Genomic DNA, 24,725 nt, shown 5'->3' on the forward strand with positions numbered 1-24,725 from the left:
AGTCGCCGACCACGACCACCTTTCCCGCGGCATGGCCTTGCTCTGGTATCGCACGGCCGCGGGTATTTCGATGAACGGATAGGTCCGGTCGATGACCGGGGTGATCTTTCCGTCCTCGATGAGCTCGGTAAGCGCCACGAGATTTTCCCTGTTGCGAGTGCATCGGGTCACCTCCGCCCATGCCACTCGCTGCGAGATGAACGGCCCGAGCGCCAAGGCCGCGAACATCCGTCCGGCAGGTTGCAGCCAACGACCCGCCGGGCCGCCAACCGCGACATAAGTGCCCTGGGCAGTCAGCACGCGGCGGCATGCCGACATCGAGCGGCTTCCCGCGATATCCACCAGCAGGTCGTAACGCTGCCCATTGCGCGTGAAATCCGCTGCGGTGTAGTCGATCACCGCATCCGCGCCGAGCGAGCGGACCAGCGCGATGTTCCGCGTGCCGCAAACACCGGTGACGACCGCGCCGAACGCATGCGCGAGTTGCACGGCGAACGTGCCGACGCCTCCAGAGGCGCCATTGATCAATACCCGCTGCCCAGCTTCGATCCGTCCCTCGTCACGCAGTGCCACCAACGCGGTAATTGCCGCCAGCGGTACCGCGGCCGCCTGCTCGAACGACAGATTCTTCGGCTTCGGCGCCAAGTCGCTTGCCCTGACACATACGTACTCGGCGAAGCCACCGCCTCTGAGCATCGCGAATACCTCATCGCCGGGCCGGAATCCGGTCACCGCCTTGCCGATGCCTTCGACCACGCCCGCCACGTCGGCGCCGAGGATGGCGATGGACGGCTTACGCAATCCGACGCCCCCACCCATCAACCGCGCGATATATGGCTCTCCGCGCAGGAAATGCCAGTCATAGGGCTGTACCGAGGTTGCCCGCACGCGAACCAATACCTCGTCGTCGGCGGGTACCGGCCGATCGATATCAGTGAGAGTCAGCTGCTCCGGTGGCCCGAATGCACGAAGGACATAGGCCTTCATCGTGTTCTCCTCAGATCTCGGCACCGAGACGCAGCCCGCGCTCATGAGCCTCACGACGTAAGGTAAACTTACGTCGTAAGGCTAGTCAATGGCCGCGCCGAGTCACGCCGACCCAAGTCATTGCGGATCAAGCAGCCTCACGCAAACGGTCGAGACCGTCGAGAATCAGATCGAGCGCGAATTCGAATTCGAACTGGTCATCACACCAACCGAGCGTCGAGTCCGGATCGTCGTGGGCGACCTCGCGCAGCATCCCGACCAGATTCGGGAGCGCCTCGGCCATTGTGTCGAGCGCGGCAACTGCTTCCGCATCGACGGCTCCGTCGCTGGGATCGAACAACTCTTGGGTGAAACCCAGTGCCCGACTACCGAGCACATGCATCGCATGGTGAGTCTGGTCGTAGGAGAAACCGCCCGCGCGCATCAGCCCGAGCAGGCCGTCGTAGTAGCGCAGCACGGCCTGGCTGGTATTGGTCCGCGTCTGAAACACACCAGGCGCCCACGGATGTCTGAGCAGCACCTCGCGCGCCGACAGAATCCGCTGCCGCACGGCTTGCTTCCAGGCGGCAGCGGCAGCGGGCGCATCGATGTCGGAAACGGCCTGGTTGATCTCCCCCACAATGACATCGACCATGCCGTCGATCACGTCTTCCTTATTGGCCACGTGGTGATACAGCGACATCGCCTCGACCCCGAGCAGTTCTGCCAACCGACGCATCGTCAGCGCTTCGATACCACTCTCGTCGGCAATGCCGATCGCCGCGGAAAGTACTCGCATCCGGCTCAACGGGATTCGAGACTCGACTTCGGCGGGCATCTACGAATCCTCCCATACGGCGTAAGTGCGGTACGGACAGCAAAAACCGGGCGAAGGATCGATGCCTCCGCCCGGTCGCCAGGATTCAGGAATGTCCGGCGATGATGACCTCGGGGATGCCAGTGCCGAGCGGCACCTCCCGACACGTGGGAGCGGGTGCGTGGACCGGGTCCAGCGTCCGCAGCAGCAGTTCCTGCACGAATGGGTCGTAGACCATGTGGAAGTGCCCCGTCTGGTCGACCGGACACTCGTCCTGCAGTGCGATATTTTCCGCGTTCGGGCCATGCAGGGCGATATTGCTGAACGGCTGAATCATCTCGTCGACACGGCTGCCGATGGTCACGTAGTGCGGGCCGGGCACGGTGTCACCGCCCGCATTGAGTTCGACCATCAGCGACGACCCCTGCACCTGCTGCACCGCGGCGAGCGAGGTGACCTGCGCGAATGCCTGCAGCACACCCGGAATCGACTGTGCCATCGGCACCAGTCCGTACATCACCCCGCCGTAGCTCGGCGATGCGAGGCCGATCCACTGACCGACTTTCGGCGCGCCGCCGAGCTTGTTCACGTAGTAGCGAGTGACGTTGGCGCCCTGGGAAAATCCCACGATGTCGACCTGGGTGGCATTGGTAGCGGCCAGTACCTGGTCGACGAATGCGCCGAACTGGTAGGCGCTGACCCACATGTCCTCGGTGCCCCAGGTGTCTTTGCCGGGTGCACCGCCGTAATTGAGTGCGAAGACACAGAAGCCGAGCGCCGAAATCTGCGGACCGATGGCCGCCCAGTCGGAGTAGGCCGAGGAATCGGTGCCGTGTGCGAGGACGACCGGGCGGGGATGCTCGCGCGTCGGCTTGCAATCGAAGTCGTTGGTACCGGCCGGGGCAATGTTCTTGTGCGCCTTCTGATACACCGCGGCTGCCAGATGGTCCGATTGGAACGGGCCGGTCTGGGTGGGTACATCCGGCGGGCGATATCCGGCGATCGGCGCACTCACCGGCGCGGGATCAGCTGGTTCGGCACCCGCTATGGGTGCCGCGCCGAAGCCGATGAAGACGGCTCCGGCCAAGACACCGGCAGACACCGCACGCCTGAACTGTGATACTCCCCAACCCCACGACCAACTTGGCTGTTCCATATCACAATGATGTACCCGATCGGCTCGAAAAGTGCACGCTCAGGCGATATTTCACATTGCCATCACTTTTCGGGGGCGTCGTCCTCGGCGAGAATGCGGTATAGCGACTTGCGCGCCTCGGTCAGCACCTCCGCGGCCCGAGTCGCTTGCTGCGCAGTACCCGCCGCCGCGACCTGAGCAGCCGCACCCATCAGCTGTCCGATGAGCGCGCGCAGATCCATTGCCTGGGTGCCGACATCCTCTTTGACATCAGCCCACGGATCGCCGAGTTCGTCGCGATGCTCGGCGGCATAGGTCTCGCCCGCATCGGTGAGCTTGGCGGTCTTGCGACCGGCGACCTTCTCGATGAGCACCAGCCCCTCATCCTCGAGCTGCGCGAGCGCCGGGTAGATGGATCCCGGACTCGGGCGCCAGACATCATCGCTGCGCTCCCTGATCTGCTGAATCAGCTCGTAGCCGTGCATCGGACGCTCGGTGAGCAGCAACAACACCGCGGCACGTACGTCGCCGCGCCTGCCCCGACCGCCGCGACCGCGCCCACGTCCGAAGCCCGGCCCGAAACCAGGACCGAAACCCGGTCCGAACTCGGGTCCGAAACCGTGCCGCCCACCGCGGCGATGCTGGCGACGACCGGCGTCACCCTCGTCGTGCCCCGGCTTGCGCCAGCGACCCCGACCTCTGAATTCTCCGTATTCGATGTTTTCCATGTCAGCCTCCTTGGGCTCTCGTGTATATCTCACATTATCGACGATATATCGGCAATGCATCGCACGCAAGAGTGATAGGCGACACGAACCGACCGGGTGCTCCGATATGAGGAACGGCCACACTTCGTCGACCAAGCCGTGTAGGGACTTGTCACATGCACGGAATGCGCCGGTTGAGCAAGTTGCCAACGAACTGCCGAATGCCGGTCGGCACCTGCGGCTGGCAACCGCAGCGGTTAGGACGCAAGCGAATCGATCCAGCGCTCGAGCCGAAGCCCCTCGGTCACCATGAGTTGAGGGTCGCGGAAAGTATTGGTCAGCAACGAGATCCCCTGATAGGCGGCGAACAGCGCAACGGCGAGCTCCCTCGCATCCGCGCGACCCATCGCGATGAACTGTTGCTCGATCCACTCGAGCAGCCTGCGAATACTCGCCGCCGACGCCAGCTCCAGCCCGTCGCCACGTTTGCCCAGCTCCGAGGCCAGAGTTCCGGTGGGGCAACCGAATTGCGCGGCACTGTCTCGTTGGTCGACCCAGCCGCGAACCAGCGCCTTCAGCCGGTCTTGCGGCTCGTCGTAGCACTCCAGCGCGCTGATCAACTCCTGCAGCGTCCGCGCATGTGCGCCGAGTGCGGCCTCCACCAGCTGATCCTTGGTCTTGAAGTAGTAGTACACATTGCCGAGCGGAACCTCGGCGGCCCGCGCGATATCGGCGATGGTCGTCTTCTCGACACCTTGCTCGTGGAACACCTGGGCGGCCGCGGCGGCGAGACGTTCCCGCTTGCCCGCCTTGGGCGTCATGCGCCGACCTTCGACCGAGTTAGTCATACAACTAACTATAGACAAGCTTGCGCTACATCGGCTACGGTCGATTTAGTCAGTTAACTAACTCAGGAGTGAACGTGATCGTAGTGACCGGAGCGACCGGCAATATCGGACGAACCCTCGTCCAGCACCTTGCCGCCGCCGGCGAGCAGGTGACCGCCGTATCCCGTGGGACTCAGGACATCGCGGTGCCCGACGGCGTTCGGCATCGGCGGGCTGATCTGGCGGATCCCGAAAGCCTCTCCCCCGCAGTCGAAAACGCGGAGGCCCTTTTCCTGCTGCTGACCGGACCTCAACTGGTGACCGGACCCGATCCGGTGCGGTTCATCGAGGTCGCCGCGGCGGGCGGAGTCAAGAAGATGGTGCTGCTCTCGTCGCAGGCGACGGGTACGCGGCCGGGACTCGCCTCACATGCGCGACTGCATGCGTTCGAGTCCGCGCTGCAGCGATCGGAGGTGGACTGGACGATTCTGCGGCCCACCGGATTCTTCTCCAACACCTACGCGTGGATCGAGTCGATCCGGGCCGAGCAATTGATTGCCGCACCCTTCGCTGATGTCGCGCTGCCCGCGATCGATCCCGGCGATATCGCCGAAGTCGCGGCGACCGTATTGCGCACGGACGGACATTCCGGACGCACCTACGAACTGACCGGTCCCGCCGCGATCAGTCCGCGTCAGCAGGCGCGTGTCGTCGAAGCCGCGTTGGGAACCCCGCTGCGGTTCGTCGAATTGACCCGCGAGCAGGCGCGTTCCGGCATGTTGCGATTCATGCCGGACGATGTCGCGGATGGCACGCTCGATATCCTCGGCACACCGACGCCCGCCGAGCAGCAGGTCAGCACCGATGTCGAACGGGTACTCGGGCGGCGCGCGACCTCGTATGCCGAATGGGCGCAACGCAATCGCGCCATCTTCGGCTGACACTGGCCACCGTTGCGCATTTGCTGCTCGCCCTGGCGATCTCGCACATCGACGCCGAGGGCGAGCAGCGACTCGTCGAGATCATCGACGAAGGCTTGTTGTCCGCCATTGCTCGCCTATTGAAGCGCATCGGCGTATCGATTTCCGCTTGGTCTCTGGGTGCCCATCGATCCGGCCGGGGACTCCGCGCGATACGGATCGTTCTGCTCGCCCCGGAGCCGTTCGATATCGGGGGCACTCGGATCTGTAGCACGAAGTGGACGGGGGCAGTCTCTTTCGATCTGTTGGGACCATGTCCGCAACCTCGCGAAAACGGCGCCGCTGGCTACGCACGATATGTGCTGCTCGCGCCTGTTCCGGGCAAGTTGGAAGTGGTCGTAGGCGACGGTGCGCGCCGGGCTGCGGTTCGGGTCTCAGCCGATGTCGACCGGGTCGATTTGGACTCGGAGAGGGGCGTCGGAGCGGTGAGTGCTGCGGACGGCCTGGGCAGCGGTGAGGGCGCGAGCTAAGGCAGCGCCGGAGCTGCGGTTCACGCGCAGGAGCATGCGTTCGACTTCGGCCGGGGTATCGCCACTGTCGAAGGGTTTGCGCGCGCCGGGCGGGAGTGGCACCGGGCCGAGTAGGTCGACATTGTCGGGAAGCTTTGCGGCGGAGAGCAATTCGGCGACGGAATCGGAAGTCCCGTCGATCGCGGCCATCCGCACGGCGGGCGGGAAGCCGACTTCGGCGCGGCTGGCCACCTCGGCGCGGGCGTGGCCGAGTGGGTCCCAGCGCAGCAACGCCTGGACGGTGGGCAGCGAGGGTTCGGCCATGACGATGACCTGACCGTGATTGCGCACCAGGGTGGCGGCCGACATCCAGCGGCGCAGCGTATCCTCGGCGGCGCGCAGGTCCGCGCGACTCAGTAGCGCCCAACCGTCGAGCAGCAGCGCGACGCCATAGCCGCCGGGCAGCACCGGCTCCGCACCGACAGTCGCGACAATTACCTGCGGGCCCGGTTCCACCGTGTCGAGTATCGCGCCGCCGCTGGACCCACGAATCGGCACACCGGGAAAAGCCCGACCGAGCTCCTCAGCGGTGCGAACCGCGCCGATCAGCACCGCGCGCAGCGCCCGGGACGCGCACACCGGACAGCGGTATGCGGCCTCGGTGATTCCGCACCAGCGGCACGCGGGACTATGCGCCGTCTCGCTGCGATGCCCGGCTCGCCCATCCGGCAGGGCGAGCGGGCCGTTGCAGTGCCGACATCGTGCGGGCGTGCGGCATTTCGCGCAGGCCAGCGCCGGAATGTAGCCGCGCCGCGGTACCTGCACCAGGACCGCCGCCCCTTCCGCGAGTGCGGATCGCGCGGCAGCGTAACCAACGGCAGGAATGCGGACCGCCCGCGCGACCGGGTCTCGCTCCATCGCGATATCCGAGTCGCCCGGCGCACTGATACGCGGCGAAAATTTACGCACCACGGCACGATCGGCGACCAGATCGTGGGCCCACCCCGAATCGACCACCGCTTGGATCTCCGCCGTCCGGGCGAATCCGGCAGCTACGAAGGCCGCACCGGTCTCGTGTGCCCGCAGCATCGCGACCTCGCGCGCATGCGGATACGGCGCGCGCGGCTCGGCATAGGTGTCGTCCCCGTCATCCCAGATCGCGATCAGCCCGAGGTCGGCCGCGGGCGTGAACACCGCACTGCGCGTCCCGACAATCACTCGCGCAGTTCCCCGCAATGCCGCCAACCACCGCCGATACCGCGCCGCCGGTCCCAACCCCGCCGCCAATCCGACCGCCGAATCGCCCACCAGCCGAACACATTCGGCCAATACCCGATCCAGATCCCGCTGATCCGGCACCATCAGAATCGCACTGCGCCCCCGACCGACGACGACCGCCGCCAACTCCGCCAACCGCCGCGCCCAATCCTCTCCCGGTACCGCCTGCCACCCCGCCCGCACCCCTTTCCCCTGCCCCAGCGCTGATACAAACGCTGCCCCATGAATGTATCGCTCCCAAATCTGCAGATCCACCCCGTCCGGCAGCTCCCTGCCGCTCGAATCAGCCGGCGCCGCAGCAGTATTCGCCGCTTCGGCGGCATCGACAACGCGCAAACCCTCCGGCGCAGCCGCCCCTGCTCCGGCAGCGCCAGGACCAGCACCAGCCTGCCCTGCTGACGCCACAGCGCCAGAATCCGCCATCAATTCGATCGAATCCGACAGCGCCTCCGCCCCAGCCCCCGCCGCCTCCGCATCTCTTGCGTTGCCAGCATCGGCAGAACCTGCACCCGCCGGCCCTACCGACGCCACAGCACCAGAATCCGCCATCAATTCGATCGGATCCGACACCGGCGCCCCAGCCACACTGTCTGCCGACCGCGCGGGCACCGAACCAGTAGAGGATCGAACCTGTGCTACATCGACCGCCTCGCCCCGTGCCGTACGCGCATCGGCGGAATAATCGAGCTCTGCGATCACATCAACGGAGGCAGCGGATTCGCCAGATTCGTCCGCTGTAGCAGCATCACCCACCGACTGCGGGTCGCTGGAATCCACCACGGCCGCTGCGGCATTCAGAGTTTCGGCGGGCCGGACGGTCTCGGCTTGCGACGCCGCCGAGTCGCCTACCGGCACCGGATCCTGCGACGACGAACTCTGCGACGACGATGCGGCCGCGGGCGGTTCGACTGCGGAATCGTCGGCAAGTCGACGATCGAGCGACGCGCGCAAGGTTCCGGATGCGCGAGCCGGCCCGCGCGAAGGAATCGGCGTCCGTGTCGCTCGACTAATAGACCTCTCGGGGCCGTCGTCAGTTGAGTCGGCCGAATCCTGCTGCGGCTCTTCGGGTTCGACCACCTTCTTCGAGCCGCCGTTCTCGGTGCGCGCGTGGCGCGGCGGAATCGCGAGGCGTAGGACGTCAGCACGGGTGCCTGCGTAGCGGGCGGCTACGGCGGTGGCAAGGCGCAGGATTTCCGGGGTCAGAACGCGTTCGGCCGAGACCACGCGTTCGAGTTTGACCAGTTTGCCGGTGTGGTCGCTCTGGGACAGACGGGCCAGCAGGTACCCGTCGACGAGTCGCCCCGCGAAGCGGACGCGGACTCGGACACCGGGTTGGGCGATTTCGTCCAATTCCGGCGGCACCAGATAGTCGAAGTCGCGGTCCAGGTGAGCAGGCGACAGCAGCGGGAGCACCCGTGCGATCGGGTGTCCCGCTGCTGTCGAATCGTGCGTCGTCGCGGCTCCGGCTTCCATCGGAGCCGTGGCGGTGAGATCCGCTGTGGATTGGTGCACGCGGCCCCGTTTAACTACAGGCCTACGGCCGCGCGCATCAGGCAGGGCCTCCCAAGACAGGTCGACGTATCCATCTCAGCCGCTCCTACACGCCCACGGCCACACGCAGTTTGTCCGCACGCATCAGGCAGGGCCTCCCAAGACAGGTCGACATATCCTTCTCAGCCGCTCCTACACGCCCACGGCCACACGCAGTTTGTCCGCACGCATCAGGCAGGGCCTCCCAAGACAGGTCGACATATCCTTCTCAGCCGCTCCTACAGGCCTACGGCCGCACGCAGTTTGTCCGCACGGTCGGTGTGCTCCCAGGGCAGGTCGACATCGGTGCGGCCGAAGTGGCCGTACGCGGCGGTCGGCGCGTAGATCGGGCGCAGCAGGTCGAGGTCGCGGATGATCGCGCCGGGGCGCAGATCGAAGACCTCGGTGATAGCCGTGGCGATGCGCGACGGATCGACCTTCTCGGTGCCGAAGGTTTCGACGAACAGGCCGACCGGTGCGGCCTTGCCGATGGCGTAGGCGACCTGGACCTCGACCCGGTCCGCAAGACCGGCCGCGACCACATTCTTGGCGACCCAGCGCATGGCGTAGGCGGCCGAACGGTCCACCTTCGACGGATCCTTACCGGAGAATGCGCCACCACCGTGGCGCGCCATCCCGCCATAGGTGTCGACGATGATCTTGCGACCGGTCAGGCCCGCATCGCCCATCGGACCACCGAGGACGAACTTGCCGGTGGGGTTGACCAGCAGGCGAATATCGGAGACATCCAGCGGCGCGGGCAGATCGAGATCGGCCAGCACGACGTCGACGACCTTCTCGCGGATATCGGGTGCCAGCAGGTTGTCCAGGTCGATATCGGCGGCATGCTGGGTGGAGATGACGACCGTGTCGAGGCGAACGGGGCGATTCCCGTCGTACTCGATGGTCACCTGGGTCTTGCCATCCGGACGCAGGTATGGCAGCACACCCGACTTGCGGACCTCGGTCAGCCGACGCGAAAGCCGGTGTGCGAGTGCGATCGGCAACGGCATCAGCTCGGGAGTATCGGTATTGGCGTAGCCGAACATCAGGCCTTGGTCGCCCGCGCCCTGGCGCTCGATCTCGTCATCCGATCCGGCGGTGCGCGCCTCGTGCGAGGTATCGACGCCCTGTGCGATATCCGGCGACTGCGCGCCGATCGCAATATTCACACCGCAGGAATTTCCGTCGAATCCCTTTGCCGACGAGTCGTATCCGATTTCCAGAACCTTTTCGCGGACGATTTTCGGAATATCCGCATAAGCCGATGTAGTGACCTCACCCGCGACGTGGACTTGGCCGGTGGTAACGAGAGTTTCCACCGCGACCCGGCTGCGCGGATCCGCCGCGAGCAGTGCGTCGAGGATGGAATCGCTGATGGCGTCACAGATCTTGTCCGGATGACCTTCGGTCACGGACTCACTGGTGAAAAGGCGGCTGCCGGACGTGGGCACAGTTCTTCCCTCTCCCTCAACGGGTTACTCATATCGGATTGCGACGGTAACGCGATGTGGCCACCGCACAACCCTTCATTCAGACTATTCCAAACCACCGACGCGACGGGTTTGACGACAGGCAACTGTCTCAGACTATTGAAATCCGTCGACATATCGGGCCGGGGCTCCAGCCTCCAACACATCGACCAGTCCGGGTTGCGGTCGACAACAGCCTAACCATCACTCGGCGGCGTATCCACCGGACACTCTCAATGCCCAGCAAACCAAGCGCGGCAATGGGTCTCAGTGCAGCAGCGGACCGAGTGCATCCAGCACCCGGCTCGCGAGCAATGCCTTCGATCCGTGGTCGAGCGCCTGTTCGGTGCCGTCGGCACCGAGCAGCCAGCCGTCGTTGGTGTCGACCTCGAACGCCTTGCCCTCACCGACCGCGTTGACGACCAGCAGATCACAGCCCTTGCGCGCCAGTTTGGCCCGCGCATGTGTGAGCACATCGCCGTGTTCGTCACCGGTTTCGGCGGCGAAGCCGACGATGGCGGTTCCGGGTAGCTGACCGTCGCGACGCGTCTGAACCAGTCCGGCGAGAATATCGTCGGTTTTGGTCAGCGGGATCACATCGGGCTCGTGTGCGCCCTTCTTGATCTTGGCCGCGGCCACGGTGGTCGGCCGGAAGTCGGCGACGGCCGCGGCCATGATCACCGCATCCGCCCCGAGCGCATGCTTCTCAACGGCGGTCTTGAGCTGTTCGGCGGTGGTGATGTGTACGAGGTCGACGGCGGCGGGCGCGGCCATCTCGATCGTATTGCCCGCGATCAACGTGACATGGGCGCCGCGCTGTGCGGCGACCCTGGCCAATGCGTAGCCCTGCTTGCCGGAGCTACGATTGCCGAGGAAACGCACCGGATCCAGCGGTTCCCTGGTACCGCCCGCGGTGATCACCACGCGACGGCCCACCAGATCACGCGGAATGGCATCGGCGCGTTCCAACAGCAGCGTTGCCAGACCGAAGATCTCCTCCGGCTCGGGTAACCGTCCTGGACCGGTATCGGTACCGGTCAACCGGCCCGATGCGGGTTCCATGACGATCGCACCGTGCGCGCGCAGTGTCGCGACATTGGCGACGGTGGCCGGATGCTCCCACATCTCGGTATGCATCGCGGGCGCGAACAACACCGGACATCGGGCCGTCAGCAACGTGGCGGTGAGTAGATCGTCGGCGCGCCCCTGTGCGGCACGCGCCATCAAATCGGCGGTCGCCGGGGCGATGACGACAAGGTCCGCCTCCTGACCCAACCGCACATGCGGCACCTCGGGCACATCGGTGAACACATCGGTGTGCACTGGGTTCCCGGACAGTGCCTCGAAGGTTGCCTTGCCGACGAACTGCAGCGCCGACTCGGTGGGGATCACCCGTACCTGGTGCCCGGTCTCAGTGAACCGGCGCACGATCGAACAGGCCTTATAGGCGGCGATCCCCCCGCCGACGCCGACGACGATCCGTGTGGTCACTACGCCTCCGGCCTAGATGTGGTTGTTACTCGCCTTCGGAGTGCTCGAGCAGGTCGGAGTGGATCTCACGCATCGCGACCGACAGCGGCTTCTCCTGCAGGCCGGGCTCGACCAGCGGACCGACGTATTCGAGAATGCCGTCGCCGAGCTGGTTGTAGTAGTCGTTGATCTGACGGGCCCGCTTGGCCGCGTAGATCACCAGCGCGTACTTGGACGAGGTGCGCTCGAGCAACTCGTCGATCGGGGGGTTGGTGAGGCCGACCGGAGTGTCGTATGCGGGCGCGGGCTTGATGTCCGTACTGCTCACTGAGAGGGCTCCTGCGGGGATCGGTTCTTCGGGCTGGGTCGTTTTTCCGAGAGTGCGGGTCACGAACTCGAATTTGTGCTAACAAACAACGATACCAACTGCTCACAGGCGCTGGTCACCTCGTCGTTCACTATGACGATGTCGAACTCGTCACAGGCCGCCAATTCCGTCCTGGCGGTCTCCAACCTGCGGGCGATCACCTCGGGTGATTCGGTGCCCCGCGAGGTCAGCCGGGAAACCAGTTCGTCCCAGCTCGGCGGGGCGAGAAATACCAGCAGCCCCTCCGGCATGGCCTTGCGTACCGACCGCGCGCCCTCGAGGTCCACCTCGACGAGCACCGGCAGGCCGGCGGCGAGTGCGTCACGCACCGGTGCGGCCGGAGTGCCCGAGCGCTGCAGGCCCCCGTGGATATCTGCCCACTCGAGGAGTTCGCCCGCCGCGATCATGGCGTCGAACTCCTCCCGGGACACGAACCGGTAGTCGCGGCCGTCGACCTCCCCGGGCCGGGGGGCCCGGGTTGTCGCCGACACGCTGAAGACCAGTTGGGGCAGCCGCTCGCGGACGCAGCGGACCACGGTCGACTTGCCCACGGCCGAGGGGCCGACCAGTACTACCAGTCGACCCTTCCGCGTGTGTTCGACCACCTTGGTGGTCAGGCGAAGTCGAATCGGGCGAGCAGCGCCTTGCGCTGCCGATCACCCAGTCCGCGCAGACGCCGGGTGGGGGCGATCTCCAGCTCGCTCATGATCTCCGCCGCCTTGACCTTGCCCACCTTGGGCAGGGCCTCCAGCAGCGCCGACACCTTCATCTTGCCGAGGATCTCGTCGGATTCGGCGTCTGTGAGGACCTGCTTCAGGTCGGTGCCGCCACGCTTCAGGCGCTCCTTGAGCTCCGCCCGAGCACGGCGAGCGGCAGCCGCCTTCTCCAAAGCAGCGGCGCGCTGCTCGTCAGTCAGCTGGGGAAGGGCCACGGTTCCTCCGTCTCATCGTTCATTGCATCAACTCCTGCCGGTAACCCAGCAGTCTCAGCGACCGTACCCACGACGTTGCTCGATTGCGAACCCACCCCCCAGGTCAGCGCATGATTCGCCGATGTCGTAGGGGCGGGCCGGGCGGGATGCGCGCAGCGCGTCGATCGCTGCGGTGATCCTACCGCCGGAATTGCGAAATACCCCGCTAGCAGGGGCTTTTCATGCCGAAACGGGGTTAGCGGACTGGTTGCGGTGACATCCCGCGTCGGACCAGCAACCGGTCATGTGTCCGACCTGGAACTTTCTAGGATTTTTCCGCGTGTCGCGTTGTTCTTGCGCGTGTCGACACGGGAAATGACCGATTTCGGGCTACCGCACATGCCACGCCCGTGTGCTCGCCACAAAAATCCCGGCCTTTGCCTGGACCGCGGCGCGGCGAGAGCGAGCGGCACTGTGTGCCGGTCCAGTTGGCTCCGTGATCGATCAGGACGCCGCCCCGGCCACCAGGCATGCCGGAAACAGGAAAATCGGCGCAGCGGGCCGCACAGCTGTTCGATATGACACGTCATGCCGTGTCAACGGCTCTCCTACCCGGAAACGCGCAATGGACCGACGGCTAAGCGTCGGTCCATTGCGATCATCACCACCTCATCGCCGTAGGAAGGCGAATTCCTGCTGCAGTGCGCTCACCTTGGCACGCAGTGCCGAGACGGACGGACCGGCGCCGAGCACCTCCCGCGAAACATTCGGCACCGCGGCATGCAACAACTGCTCCGGCACGAGCTCACGCACGGTTTCCGGACCGCCACCCTGAGCGCCGACACCCGGCATCAGGATCGGACCGTTGAGCCAAGCAAGATCCGGCGCCTCGGTGAGGGTGGCCCCGAGCACAATGCCGACCGATCCGAATTCCTGGCCCGCGTTGCACTGCGCCGCCGCATCGACCACGGTCTGCGCGATCGTGCGACCGTCCGCGGCGAGCGCCCGCTGCACCTGTGCGCCTTCCGGGTTCGAGGTGGCGGCAAGTACGAACAGACCGCGACCGTTCGCCTGCGCAAGTGTCAAAGCCGGTGCGAGCGAACCGAATCCGAGATACGGCGAGACCGTCAGCGCATCCGAGCCGAGCGGTCCGTCGCCCAGCCAGGCGCGTGCGTAGGCGTCCATGGTGGAGCCGATATCGCCGCGCTTGGCGTCGGCGAGCACCAGGGTGCCCGAGGCCCGCAGCACCCCGATGGTGCGCTCCAGCACCGCGATCCCGCCGGAACCGTAGGCCTCGAAGAAAGCGACCTGCGGTTTGATCAGCGCGACCAGGCCGTCGAAGGCCTCGACGCAGATCTCGGCGAATTTCTCGACGCCATCGACATCGTCGGTAAGACCCCACGATTCGAGCAGGCCGGGATGCGGATCGATGCCGACGCACAGTGGCCCGAAATGCCGCATGGCGTGCTGCAGTCGGGCACCGAACGTCTTCATCGCCGCATCTCCTTGGTCAGCCACGCAGCACCGAATGCAGTTCCTGCAGCGAACGCACCCCGATGCCGCCGTTGATGCTCGCCTCGATGCCCTGCACCGCCGCGGCCGCACCCTGCACCGTGGTGATGCACGGGATGTTCACACCGACCGCCGCCGTGCGGATCTCGTAGCCGTCCACGCGCGGCCCGGAGTTGCCGTACGGGGTGTTGAACACCATGTCGACCTCGCCGTCGCGGATCTGCTCCACGATAGTGGGCTGTTCGGCGGGACCCTCCTCGGAATGCTTGCGCACCTGTTCGCACGGGATTCCGTTGCGGCGCAGCATTTCCGCGGTGCCCTCGGTGGCCAGGATCCGGAAGCCGAGATCGTGGAGGCGCTTGACCGGGAACACCATGGCACGCTTGTCGCGGTTGGCGATCGAGACGAAGACCGTGCCCTCGGTCGGCAGCGATCCGTAGGCCGCCGCCTGACTCTTCGCGAAGGCGGTGCCGAAGTCGGCATCGATGCCCATGACCTCACCGGTGGACTTCATCTCCGGTGAGAGCAGCGAGTCCACGCCGCTGCCGTCGGCCTTGCGGAACCGATGGAACGGCAGCACCGCTTCCTTCACCGCGACCGGGGCGTCGAGCGGCACATGTCCGCCGTCGCCCTCGGCGGGCAGCATGCCTTCCTTGCGCAGTTCGGCGATGGTGGCGCCCATGGTGATCCGTGCCGCCGCCTTGGCCAGCGGTACCGCGGTGGCCTTGGAAACGAACGGGACCGTCCGGCTCGCCCGAGGGTTCGCCTCGAGGACGTAGAGCACATCGTCCTTGAGCGCGTACTGCACATTGAGCAGGCCCTTGACGCCGATGCCGTTGGCCAGCGCGATGGTGGAGCGACGCACCGCCTCGATATCGCTACGGCCCAGCGTGATCGGCGGCAGTGCGCAGGCGGAGTCGCCGGAGTGGATGCCCGCCTCTTCGATGTGCTCCATCACACCGCCGAGGTAGACCTCGTCACCGTCGCAGAGCGCGTCCACGTCGATCTCGATGGCATCTTCGAGGAAGCGGTCGACCAGCACCGGATGTTCCGGACTGAGTTCGGTGGCACGGGAGATGTAGCCCTCCAGCGAGGCCTCGTCGTAGACGATCTCCATACCGCGTCCGCCGAGCACATAGGACGGACGCACCAGGACCGGGTAGCCGATGCCAGCGGCGATCTTCTTGGCCTGTGCGAAGGTGGTCGCGGTTCCGTACTTCGGCGCGGGCAGGCCCGCGGCGACCAGCACGTCACCGAATTCACCGCGATCCTCGGCCAAGTCGATGGCGGCGGCGCTGGTGCCGACCACCGGCACACCGGCATCGGTGAGGCGCTGCGCCAGACCCAGCGGGGTCTGCCCGCCGAGTTGCACGATCACACCGGCAACGGTGCCCGATTCGGTTTCGGCGTGGTAGACCTCGAGCACATCCTCGAAGGTCAGCGGCTCGAAGTAGAGCCGATCGGCGGTGTCGTAGTCGGTGGAGACGGTCTCCGGATTGCAATTGACCATGACCGTCTCGTATCCGGCCTGCGAAAGGGTCTGCGCCGCATGCACGCACGAGTAGTCGAACTCGATGCCCTGGCCGATCCGGTTCGGACCGGAACCCAGGATGATCACCTTGTCCTGTTCGCGCTGCGGAGAGACCTCCGACTCTGCCGCCGGGTCGAGCTCGTAGGTCGAGTAGTGGTACGGAGTCTTGGCCTCGAACTCCGCGGCACAGGTGTCGACGGTCTTGAAGACCGGACGGATACCGAGCCGGTGCCGCAGTGCGCGCACGCCGGTCTCACCAGCCAATTCCGGTCGCAGCGCGGCGATTTGGCGATCGGAGAGGCCATAGTGCTTGGCGCGACGCAGCAGTGGTTCATCGAGTACGGGCGCGTCGATGACCTCCCGGCGCAACTCGACCAGTCCGGCCACCTCGGCCACGAACCAGGGGTCGATCCCGGAGGCCGCAGCGACCTCCTCGATGCTCGCGCCCAGCCGCAGTGCCCGTTCGACCTGGTAGATGCGACCCTCGGTCGGGGTGCGCAGATCTTCGAGGACGGCCTCGGAATCGGTCCATTTCCCGTCGTCCTGGGTCCAGAAGCCCGCGGCCTTGGTCTCGAGCGAGCGCAGCACCTTGCCGAGCGCTTCGCTGAAGTTGCGGCCCAGCGACATCGCCTCGCCAACCGACTTCATGGTGGTGGTCAGCGTGGCGTCGGCGCCGGGGAATTTCTCGAAGGCGAAACGCGGCGCCTTGACGACCACATAGTCCAGGGTCGGCTCGAAACAGGCCGGGGTTTCCTTGGTGATGTCGTTGACGATCTCGTCCAGGGTATAGCCGATGGCCAACTTGGCCGCGATCTTGGCGATCGGGAAACCCGTCGCCTTGGACGCCAATGCGGACGAGCGCGAGACACGTGGGTTCATCTCGATGACGATCAGTCGACCGTCACGCGGGTTCACCGCGAACTGGATATTGCAGCCACCGGTATCGACGCCGACTTCGCGCAGGATATCGATGCCAAGGTCGCGCAGACGCTGGTATTCGCGGTCGGTGAGGGTCATGGCGGGTGCGACGGTGACCGAATCGCCGGTGTGCACACCCATCGGGTCCACATTCTCGATCGAGCAGACCACCACGACATTGTCGCGGCCGTCGCGCATCAGCTCGAGTTCGTATTCCTTCCAACCCAGGATGGATTCCTCGATGAGCACATTGGCCGTCGGCGAGGCGGCCAGACCGCCGCCCGCGATCCGATCCAGATCCTCGTCGTTGTATGCCATGCCCGAGCCGAGCCCACCCATGGTGAACGACGGCCGCACAACCACCGGAAAGCCCAGTTCCGCAACGGTTTCGCGGACCTCGTCCATGGTGTGGCAGACCCGCGAACGCGCGCTCTCCCCGCCCACCTTGGCGACGATGTCCTTGAACTTCTGCCGGTCCTCACCGCGCTGAATGGCCTCGAAATCGGCGCCGATCAGTTCGACATTGTATTTCTGCAGCACACCGCGCTCGTGCAGGGCGACCGCGGTATTCAATGCGGTCTGCCCACCGAGAGTGGCGAGAATAGCGTCGGGGCGTTCCTTTTCGATGACCTTCTCGACGAATTCCGGGGTAATCGGCTCCACATAGGTGGAATCGGCGAATTCCGGATCGGTCATGATGGTCGCCGGGTTGGAGTTCACCAGCGATACCCGCAGGCCCTCGGCCCGCAGCACCCGGCACGCCTGGGTGCCGGAGTAGTCGAATTCGCACGCCTGGCCGATGACGATCGGGCCCGAGCCGATCACCAGGATATGCTTCAGATCCTCGCGGCGAGGCATCAGGCTCCTTCCATGAGACCGGCGAAACGGTCGAAGAGATAGGCGGCGTCATGGGGTCCGGCGGCGGCCTCCGGGTGGTACTGCACCGAGAATGCGCGGCCATCGACCAGGCGCACGCCCTCGACGGTGCCGTCATTAGCGCAGACGTGGCTGACCTCGGCCTTGCCGAACGGGGTATCGAACTGTTCGCCCTGTTCGCCCTCCAGTGCGAAGCCGTGGTTCTGTGCGGTGATCGAGATCCGGCCGGTGTCGTGTTCGACGACCGGGATATTGATGCCGCGGTGGCCGAACTTCATCTTGTAGGTCTTGCGACCGAAGGCGCGGCCCAGAATCTGGTTCCCGAAGCAGATCCCGAACAGCGGCAGCCCCTGTTCCAGCACACCCTGGGTAATGGCGACGGCGCCGTCCTGGGTGGCCGGGTCGCCCGGACCGTTGGACAGGAAGACACCGTCCGGCTTCAGCTCCAGGATCTGGTCCAGCCCGACGGTCGACGGCACCACATGCACCCGCATGCCGCGCTGGGCGAACATACGCGGAGTGTTCGTCTTGATGCCGAGGTCGACCGCGACCACGGTGAAGCGCGGGTCGCCATTCGGTTCGATCGTGTACAGCGCGTCGGTGCTGACCTCTTCGGCCAGATCCGCGCCGAGCATCGAAGGCTGTCCGTTCACCCGGGCCAGCAGTTCATCAGCGTCGGCCAGCGCCGAACCGGAGAAGATGCCCGCCTTCATCGAACCGCGGGTGCGCAGGTGACGCACCAGCGCGCGGGTGTCGATACCCGCGATGCCGACGATCTGCTGGCGGTCCAACTGGTCCTGCAGAGTCCCGGTCGAGCGCCAGTTCGACGCGACGCGCGAGGCGTCGCGGACCGCGTATCCGGCGACCCAGATCTTGCCGGATTCGTCGTCCTCGTCGTTCCAGCCGGTATTGCCGATCTGCGGGGCCGTGGCTACTACGATCTGGCGGTGGTAGCTGGGGTCGGTGAGGGTCTCCTGGTAGCCGGTCATCGCGGTGCAGAACACCGCCTCACCGAGTGTTTCACCCACGGCGCCGAAGGCCGTGCCGCGGAAAACCCGACCGTCCTCCAACACCAATGCTGCCTGTTGTGTCATCCCTCGTCGTCTCCCGTCATCGCCCTGGCCCACGCTGGGTACACCGTCTTGTCGTCACCTCGGAAACCGGTATCTATCTCGGTTCCGGTCGGCAGCTTCCAGCGAATTACCAGCACACCATCTTCCGTCATAACCTTGCCCGCATGTCCGCGTTCGGTCCGCACTGCGGTAATGGATTTCTCTGGAATCCAGAGCACCGTCGCACCGTCGCGCTCGAGCAGAATCCCTCGTTCGAACCGCGTGAGTTCCGCCGTGGCCCGAAACCCCAAGTCGCCCACCGTGATCCGGTCCTGCCAGCTGGGTGCGATGGTGCTGCCGAGATACATTCCGGTGGTCGGCTCTAGTACCTGAGCGCCGAGATCGCCCGGCACGTGCGGTAGTTCGCCGATCCGCGCCGCCTGCCGCGCGGCACGGTTGTGCCAGCCTCGGTACATCAACCAGATGCACAGCGCGAACAGTGCGAGCAGTCCGACCACCCAGAGTGCTCTTTCCACTTACGAACCTCCCGCCGCCTTGCCCTCACGGGCGGTTACCCGGCCGCGGAGCAACGTCGTTGTCACCCGAGCCGGGAACGTCATGTCCTCGAACGGCGTGTTATTCGAAATGCTGGCGAGTTCGGCGGCCCGCACCGTCCAGGTCGCATCCGGATCGACCAGCGTCAGATTGGCCGGTTCGCCGACCTCGAGCGGGCGGCCGTGGCCGTCGAGGCCGACGATTTCGGCCGGACGCTCGCTCATCACCCGGGCGACACCGCGCCAGTCCAGCAGGCCGGATTCGACCATGGTCTGCACGATGATCGACAGCGCGGTCTCCAGTCCGAGCATGCCCGGGCGGGCGGCGGCGAATTCGCAGCACTTGTCCTGTTCGGCGTGCGGAGCATGATCGGTGGCGACGCAGTCGAGAACGCCCTCGGCGAGTGCCTGCCGCAGCGCGATGGTGTCGGAGACCTCGCGCAGCGGCGGGTTCACCTTATTGACCGCGTCGTAGGTCTCCAGGCGCGAGTCGTCGAGCAGCAGATGGTGCGGGGTGACTTCGGCGGTGATCGAAATACCTTGGGCCTTGGCCCATTTCACCAGCTCGACCGTGCCCGCGGTGGAGGCGTGGCAAATGTGCACACGGGCACCCGCGTCGCGGGCCAGCAGTGCGTCGCGGGCCACGATCGACTCCTCGGCGGCACGCGGCCAACCGGCCAGACCCAGGCGGGCCGCGGTCGGACCTTCGTGCGCGACAGCGCCTTTGGTCAGGCGCGGCTCCTCGGCATGCTGTGCGATCAAGACGCCAAGGGAGTTCGAGTACTCCAGTGCGCGGCGCATGAGCAGCGGGTCGTAGACGCAGTGGCCGTCATCGGAGAACATGCGCACCGCGCCGACACCGGCCGCCATGGTACCCATTTCGGCGAGTTGCTTGCCCCCCAGGCCGACCGTGACCGCGCCCACCGGATACACATCGACCAGGCCGACCTCTTGGCCGCGCCGCCACACGTGATCGGTGACAACCACCGAGTCGGCGACCGGGTTGGTATTGGCCATGGCGAAGACCGCAGTGTAACCGCCGAGTGCCGCTGCGGCGGAGCCGGTTTCGATGGTCTCGGTGTCCTCGCGGCCGGGTTCGCGCAGATGAGTGTGCAGATCGACGAAGCCTGGCAGCAATATCTGGCCCTGCGCGTCGATGACGTCGGCGTCGATAATGCCGAGATCGGTTCCGATGGCCGCGATTACCTCATCGCGCACGAGTACGTCGACCGGCTCGCCCTCGCCGTACGGCCGAACACCCTTGAGCAGCAGGCTCATGCCTTCACCTCGCTGGCGCTCGGCTCCGGCATGTACCATGCGCGCTGGCACATGATGATTCGCTCACTTCGTTCGCTCATGCGACAGCCTCCTGAGTGCCGACCAGCAGCCGGAACAGCACAGCCATCCGCATATGCACTCCGTTCGTCACCTGTTGCAGAATCGCCGCCTGCGGGGAATCAGCCACGGGCGAGGCGATTTCCATGCCGCGCAGCATCGGACCGGGATGCAGGACGACCGCGTTCTCGTCCAGCAGTGCGAGCCTGCGCTCGGAAAGTCCGTAGTTGACCGAATATTCGCGGGCCGACGGAAAGAAGCCGCCGTTCATCCGCTCCTGCTGCACCCGCAGCATCAGCACCGCATCGGCGCCGGGCAATTCGGCGTCCAGCGATGACGAGATCCGGGCGGGCCACAGATCCGCACCGACCGGTAGCAGCGTGCGCGGTGCGACCAGTACGACCTCGGCGCCGAGAGTATCGAGCAGGAAGACATTCGAGCGCGCGACCCGGCTGTGCAGGATATCGCCGACGATGACGATCCGCTTGCCCTCGATATCGCCGAGACGCTGACGCAGGGTCAGCGCATCCAGCAGCGCCTGCGTCGGATGCTGGTGGGTGCCGTCACCGGCGTTGATAATCGCCGGGCCCTGCCGCCCCTCGGCGACCGCCCACCCATCCATCCAGCGCGCGATCTGATGCGCCGCCCCGGAGGCCGGGTGCCGCACGATGAGCGCGTCGGCTCCCGCCGCGTGCAGCGTCAGCGCGGTGTCGCGCAGTGACTCGCCCTTGGCGACCGAGGAACTGCTCGCGCTGACATTGATCACATCGGCGCTCATCCACTTGCCCGCGACCTCGAACGACACCCGTGTGCGAGTCGAGTTCTCGTAGAACACCGTCATCACGGTGCGACCGCGCAGCGTCGGCAACTTCTTCACCTCACGGCCGAGCAGCGCCTGTTCGAAGCGTTCGGCCTCGTCGAGCAGTTCGGTGGCGGTGGCACGATCGAGGTCGGTCACCGTCAGCAGGTGTCTCACGACTCCGCCTCGCTGACACTCGCTCCGGCGAGCCGGTTCACTGCGCTTCCTCCTGATGCAAATAGACGCCGTCACGGCCGTCGTGTTCGGTGAGCAATACGGAAATATCCTCGCTGCGGGAGGTCGGCACGTTCTTGCCGACGAAATCCGCACGGATCGGGAGTTCGCGGTGGCCGCGGTCGATGAGCACCGCGAGCTGGACCGCGCGGGGGCGGCCGAGATCGCGCAGGCCGTCGAGGGCGGAGCGCACGGTGCGACCGGAGAAGAGCACGTCGTCGACCAGGACCACGAGTGCGTCCTCGATGCCGCCCTCGGGCACCGAGGTGCGCTCGAGTGGCCGGTGTGGGCGGGTGCGTAGATCGTCGCGATAGAGGGTGATGTCGAGCGAGCCGAGGGCCGGGCGGACGCCGGAGAATTCCTCGATCTTGTCGGTGAGTCGCGCGGCGAGCGTGGTACCGCGAGTGGGAATGCCGATCAGCACCACGCGCGGTGCGTCCAGCTCGCCCGCATCGAGGGCGGTCTTTTCGATGATCTGATGCGCGATACGCGCGATGGTCCGGCCGACGTCGGAAGGAGACAGCAATTCGCGTCCCGCGCTCACCCACTCCGGGGTGTGTCGCTGCGACGTTTCGGCAGCGCCGGACTTGGCGGCCCGTTCCTCGGGCACGGCCATGCCGACCTCCTTCCCCGCCTCACCGGACGGTCCGTTAAAGGATGTCTTTACGGCATGCAGCCTAGCAGCGCCGTACGCACCGTTTTAACCAGGCATATCCCGCTGTGAGCGGGGCCACGTACGGTTAGGACACTCCGGGCATTCGGGCGGTTCAGGCTTCACGGACCGCCATCACGACTCCGATGTCCGGATCACCCGAAGCGACGGGCCGGTCCAAGGCGGCGACCATATCGTCCCAGCTATGGAATTCGGTATGCCAGCCGTGTTCGTCCAGCCAGGTTCTGGCGTCGGCGCCGAGGTCGGTGCGTGGACGGTCCGCGCCTTCGTCACCACGGACCAGGCGTTCGAGTTCGGCATAAGGCCGGGCATCTTCGTCGACGGCGAAGCGGCTGACGCCGAAACGACTTCCCGGAGCGGATAATTCGGTAAGGGTAGTGACCACGTGCAAAGCATGTTCGTGAGTCAAATAGCCCAGGACGCCCTCATCCACCCAGTGCGTGGGCAGATCCGGCCGAAATCCGTGCTCCCGGAGCAGCTTTGCCCAGTCCTCCCGCAGATCGATGGCCAGCACCGCGCGATCACAGCGGGGTTTCGCATGCGCCGCGGCGAGGATCGGTTCCTTGAATGCGAAGAGCTCCGGCAGATCGATCTCGAACACTCGGATGTCAGCGGGTAGCGCCAGGCGGAATGCCCTGGTGTCCAAGCCCGCACCGATCAGCACGATCTGGCGTATCCCCTGTTCGACGGCCTCGGCGACCCGGTCGTCGACGAGCCGGACGCCGACCGTGCGCCCTTCGAAGAACATATCCGCGACCTCTTCCAGCCGCGCCCACCGTTCGAGTCCTCCCTCGACCTCACGGTAGGCGTCGCGTGCGGCGTCGACGAACAACTGCGCGAACGGGTCGTCGTACAGGCGGTCTGTGCGCACGGACTCCTTCGCCCGGATGACCGCGACACCGATCGCGGTCAATGCGACACCCGCCATCGGCACCTTCGGATGCGTTTCGGTCATTACTGCCTCCCCAATAGCTAACTTGCCGCCCGGCTAGTAATTCGGGCTCAGCGAAGACGCTAGGCTTTCACTAGCCGGTCGTCAAGCAAAAAGATAAGGACGCCATGGACGGACGTCGCAGCGATACGCGTGAGCGGATTCGTACTGTCGCAATGGAATTGTTCTCCGAACGCGGCTACGAGAAGACCTCCCTGCGCGAGATCGCCGACCGCCTCGGCGTCACCAAGGCCGCGCTGTACTACCACTTCCGCACCAAGGAAGATATCGTCGCCAGCCTCTCCGACGACCTGCGCCGCGGCATCGACGACATCGTGACCTGGGCCGAGAGCACACCGCCCGGCACGGCCCGGGCCAACGAAATCCTCACCCGCTACGGCGCACTCCTGCACGGCATCGGCCGCAGCATGGTCCGGTTCTGGCACGAGAACCAGCCCGCCTTCCGCCAGCTCGACTTCGGCTCGAGCATGCGCTATCAGTTCCGCGTGCTCGCGGACCTGATGGCGGGTTCGGACCACCAGCCACTCGCCGTCTTCCGCGCCCGGGAGGCGCTGCTCGCCATCAGCTGGAGCACTGCCATGATGGGCGATCTCCCACTCACCGACGACGAGTGCTACGCCGCCGCCGTAGATATCGCCCGGGACATCCTTACCAAGAATCAATGACCGATTCTCGCTAGCACATATGTTCGATAAGGCGTAGATTCGGCGGCATGTCGACACTGCTGCAGGGATCATTGCTCGACGGGTTCGGGGACATCGGGGTGGGCGGGCTCGATGGCGTGCACCGGACCGCATTGAGTCACGGGGCCTGGGTCGACCTGCTGCCCGGTTGGCTGTCGGGGGCGGACGTGCTGTTCGAACGGTTGGCGGACGCGGTGCCGTGGCACGCGGAGCGGCGGCCGATGTACGACCGGGTAGTGGATGTGCCGCGACTGCTGTGCTTCTACGAGGAGGGTGCACAGCTGCCGGATCCGACACTGGACGAGGCACGGGAGGCGCTGTCCGCGCACTACCGCGAGGAACTCGGCGAGCCGTTCCGCACAGCCGGGTTGTGCTACTACCGCGACGGAAGCGACAGCGTGGCCTGGCACGGCGATACCATCGGGCGCGGGTCGACCGACGACACCATGGTCGCCATTGTGTCGATCGGCGCGCCACGTGCGCTGCTACTGCGACCGCGCGGTGGCGGCGGGAGTCTTCGATTTCACGTCGGACACGGGGATCTATTGGTCATGGGCGGCTCATGCCAGCGCACCTGGGAACACGCCGTACCGAAGACGCGCAGACCGACCGGGCCGCGAATCAGCATTCAATTTCGGCCCCGGGGTGTGCGCTGACTCCGTAACCGAGCCTATTGACCTCAACCAGGGTTGAGATAA

21 protein-coding genes and 2 pseudogenes are annotated in these 24,725 nt (G+C 65.8%); 3 read left to right on the forward strand and 20 right to left on the reverse strand.

Going from position 1 to position 24,725, the window contains the following annotated elements; all coding sequences use genetic code 11:
• Positions 1–99: 99 nt before the first annotated feature.
• From ACQP2U_RS26310 to ACQP2U_RS26330, 5 genes and pseudogenes are all read right to left on the reverse strand, one after another.
• Positions 100–1,032, reverse strand: a pseudogene (locus ACQP2U_RS26310) (NAD(P)-dependent alcohol dehydrogenase); the annotation flags it as partial.
• 82 nt (positions 1,033–1,114) lie between these two features.
• A complete protein-coding gene (locus ACQP2U_RS26315; protein WP_433709929.1) occupies positions 1,115–1,804 on the reverse strand; it encodes a TetR/AcrR family transcriptional regulator C-terminal domain-containing protein in 690 nt (229 codons plus the stop codon).
• Positions 1,805–1,889: 85 nt separating this feature from the next.
• Entirely contained in the window at positions 1,890–2,939 is a 1,050-nt protein-coding gene (locus ACQP2U_RS26320) for an esterase/lipase family protein (RefSeq protein ID WP_433709930.1), read from the reverse strand.
• Between the two features lie 62 nt (positions 2,940–3,001).
• Entirely contained in the window at positions 3,002–3,646 is a 645-nt protein-coding gene (locus tag ACQP2U_RS26325; RefSeq protein ID WP_433709931.1) for a PadR family transcriptional regulator, read from the reverse strand.
• Between the two features lie 236 nt (positions 3,647–3,882).
• Positions 3,883–4,473: a TetR/AcrR family transcriptional regulator gene (locus tag ACQP2U_RS26330; RefSeq protein WP_433709932.1), complete on the reverse strand. Its 591-nt coding sequence runs from the start codon at positions 4,471–4,473 to the stop codon at positions 3,883–3,885.
• Positions 4,474–4,547: 74 nt separating this feature from the next.
• On the opposite strand from ACQP2U_RS26330, the gene ACQP2U_RS26335 reads away from it, so the two are divergent.
• Positions 4,548–5,393: an NAD(P)H-binding protein gene (locus ACQP2U_RS26335; protein ID WP_433709933.1), complete on the forward strand. Its 846-nt coding sequence runs from the start codon at positions 4,548–4,550 to the stop codon at positions 5,391–5,393.
• A gap of 23 nt (positions 5,394–5,416) precedes the next feature.
• Here ACQP2U_RS26335 and ACQP2U_RS26340 read toward each other — a convergent pair.
• The 15 genes and pseudogenes from ACQP2U_RS26340 to ACQP2U_RS26410 all read right to left on the reverse strand — a co-directional run.
• Positions 5,417–5,473, reverse strand: a pseudogene (locus ACQP2U_RS26340) (hypothetical protein); the annotation flags it as partial.
• Between the two features lie 333 nt (positions 5,474–5,806).
• Positions 5,807–8,632, reverse strand: coding sequence for a hypothetical protein (locus ACQP2U_RS26345; RefSeq protein ID WP_433716589.1), 2,826 nt, complete (start codon positions 8,630–8,632; stop codon positions 5,807–5,809).
• A gap of 296 nt (positions 8,633–8,928) precedes the next feature.
• Positions 8,929–10,143: a methionine adenosyltransferase gene (gene metK / locus ACQP2U_RS26350; protein ID WP_397028773.1), complete on the reverse strand. Its 1,215-nt coding sequence runs from the start codon at positions 10,141–10,143 to the stop codon at positions 8,929–8,931.
• Between the two features lie 285 nt (positions 10,144–10,428).
• Positions 10,429–11,652: a bifunctional phosphopantothenoylcysteine decarboxylase/phosphopantothenate--cysteine ligase CoaBC gene (coaBC, locus tag ACQP2U_RS26355; protein ID WP_433709934.1), complete on the reverse strand. Its 1,224-nt coding sequence runs from the start codon at positions 11,650–11,652 to the stop codon at positions 10,429–10,431.
• A gap of 25 nt (positions 11,653–11,677) precedes the next feature.
• Positions 11,678–11,959 carry a DNA-directed RNA polymerase subunit omega gene (rpoZ, locus tag ACQP2U_RS26360; RefSeq protein WP_040692158.1) on the reverse strand — a complete coding sequence of 94 codons (282 nt, stop codon included), beginning with the start codon at positions 11,957–11,959 and terminating at the stop codon, positions 11,678–11,680.
• A 59-nt stretch (positions 11,960–12,018) separates the two neighbouring features.
• Entirely contained in the window at positions 12,019–12,603 is a 585-nt protein-coding gene (gene gmk / locus ACQP2U_RS26365) for a guanylate kinase (RefSeq protein ID WP_364340211.1), read from the reverse strand.
• Between the two features lie 8 nt (positions 12,604–12,611).
• A complete protein-coding gene (mihF, locus tag ACQP2U_RS26370; RefSeq protein ID WP_040692163.1) occupies positions 12,612–12,929 on the reverse strand; it encodes an integration host factor, actinobacterial type in 318 nt (105 codons plus the stop codon).
• A gap of 648 nt (positions 12,930–13,577) precedes the next feature.
• The gene (gene pyrF, locus ACQP2U_RS26375; RefSeq protein ID WP_433709935.1) at positions 13,578–14,402 is read right to left on the reverse strand and encodes an orotidine-5'-phosphate decarboxylase; all 825 of its coding nucleotides are present in this window, start codon (positions 14,400–14,402) and stop codon (positions 13,578–13,580) included.
• A 16-nt stretch (positions 14,403–14,418) separates the two neighbouring features.
• A complete protein-coding gene (carB, locus tag ACQP2U_RS26380) occupies positions 14,419–17,727 on the reverse strand; it encodes a carbamoyl-phosphate synthase large subunit (protein WP_433709936.1) in 3,309 nt (1,102 codons plus the stop codon).
• The gene (gene carA, locus ACQP2U_RS26385; RefSeq protein WP_433709937.1) at positions 17,727–18,839 is read right to left on the reverse strand and encodes a glutamine-hydrolyzing carbamoyl-phosphate synthase small subunit; all 1,113 of its coding nucleotides are present in this window, start codon (positions 18,837–18,839) and stop codon (positions 17,727–17,729) included. Before carA ends, carB begins: the two co-directional genes overlap by 1 nt.
• Positions 18,836–19,333, reverse strand: a complete 498-nt coding sequence (locus tag ACQP2U_RS26390; RefSeq protein WP_433709938.1) for a transporter — start codon at positions 19,331–19,333, stop codon at positions 18,836–18,838. The genes carA and ACQP2U_RS26390 overlap by 4 nt, the downstream gene beginning before the upstream one ends.
• On the reverse strand, positions 19,334–20,629 hold the full coding sequence (locus ACQP2U_RS26395; protein ID WP_433709939.1) for a dihydroorotase: 1,296 nt from the start codon (positions 20,627–20,629) through the stop codon (positions 19,334–19,336).
• A gap of 76 nt (positions 20,630–20,705) precedes the next feature.
• Positions 20,706–21,662, reverse strand: a complete 957-nt coding sequence (locus ACQP2U_RS26400) for an aspartate carbamoyltransferase catalytic subunit (protein WP_433709940.1) — start codon at positions 21,660–21,662, stop codon at positions 20,706–20,708.
• A 37-nt stretch (positions 21,663–21,699) separates the two neighbouring features.
• A complete protein-coding gene (gene pyrR / locus ACQP2U_RS26405) occupies positions 21,700–22,335 on the reverse strand; it encodes a bifunctional pyr operon transcriptional regulator/uracil phosphoribosyltransferase PyrR (RefSeq protein ID WP_397028758.1) in 636 nt (211 codons plus the stop codon).
• Between the two features lie 151 nt (positions 22,336–22,486).
• Entirely contained in the window at positions 22,487–23,347 is an 861-nt protein-coding gene (locus ACQP2U_RS26410; RefSeq protein WP_433709941.1) for an SAM-dependent methyltransferase, read from the reverse strand.
• A gap of 104 nt (positions 23,348–23,451) precedes the next feature.
• Between ACQP2U_RS26410 and ACQP2U_RS26415 the strand changes: the two genes are divergently transcribed.
• Complete coding sequence (locus tag ACQP2U_RS26415) at positions 23,452–24,009, forward strand: TetR/AcrR family transcriptional regulator (RefSeq protein ID WP_433709942.1); 558 nt, start codon at positions 23,452–23,454, stop codon at positions 24,007–24,009.
• Positions 24,010–24,056: 47 nt separating this feature from the next.
• On the forward strand, positions 24,057–24,683 hold the full coding sequence (locus tag ACQP2U_RS26420) for an alpha-ketoglutarate-dependent dioxygenase AlkB (protein WP_433709943.1): 627 nt from the start codon (positions 24,057–24,059) through the stop codon (positions 24,681–24,683).
• Positions 24,684–24,725 lie beyond the last annotated feature (42 nt).

Source organism: Nocardia sp. CA-084685 (assembly GCF_050955785.1).
GTDB lineage: Bacteria > Actinomycetota > Actinomycetes > Mycobacteriales > Mycobacteriaceae > Nocardia.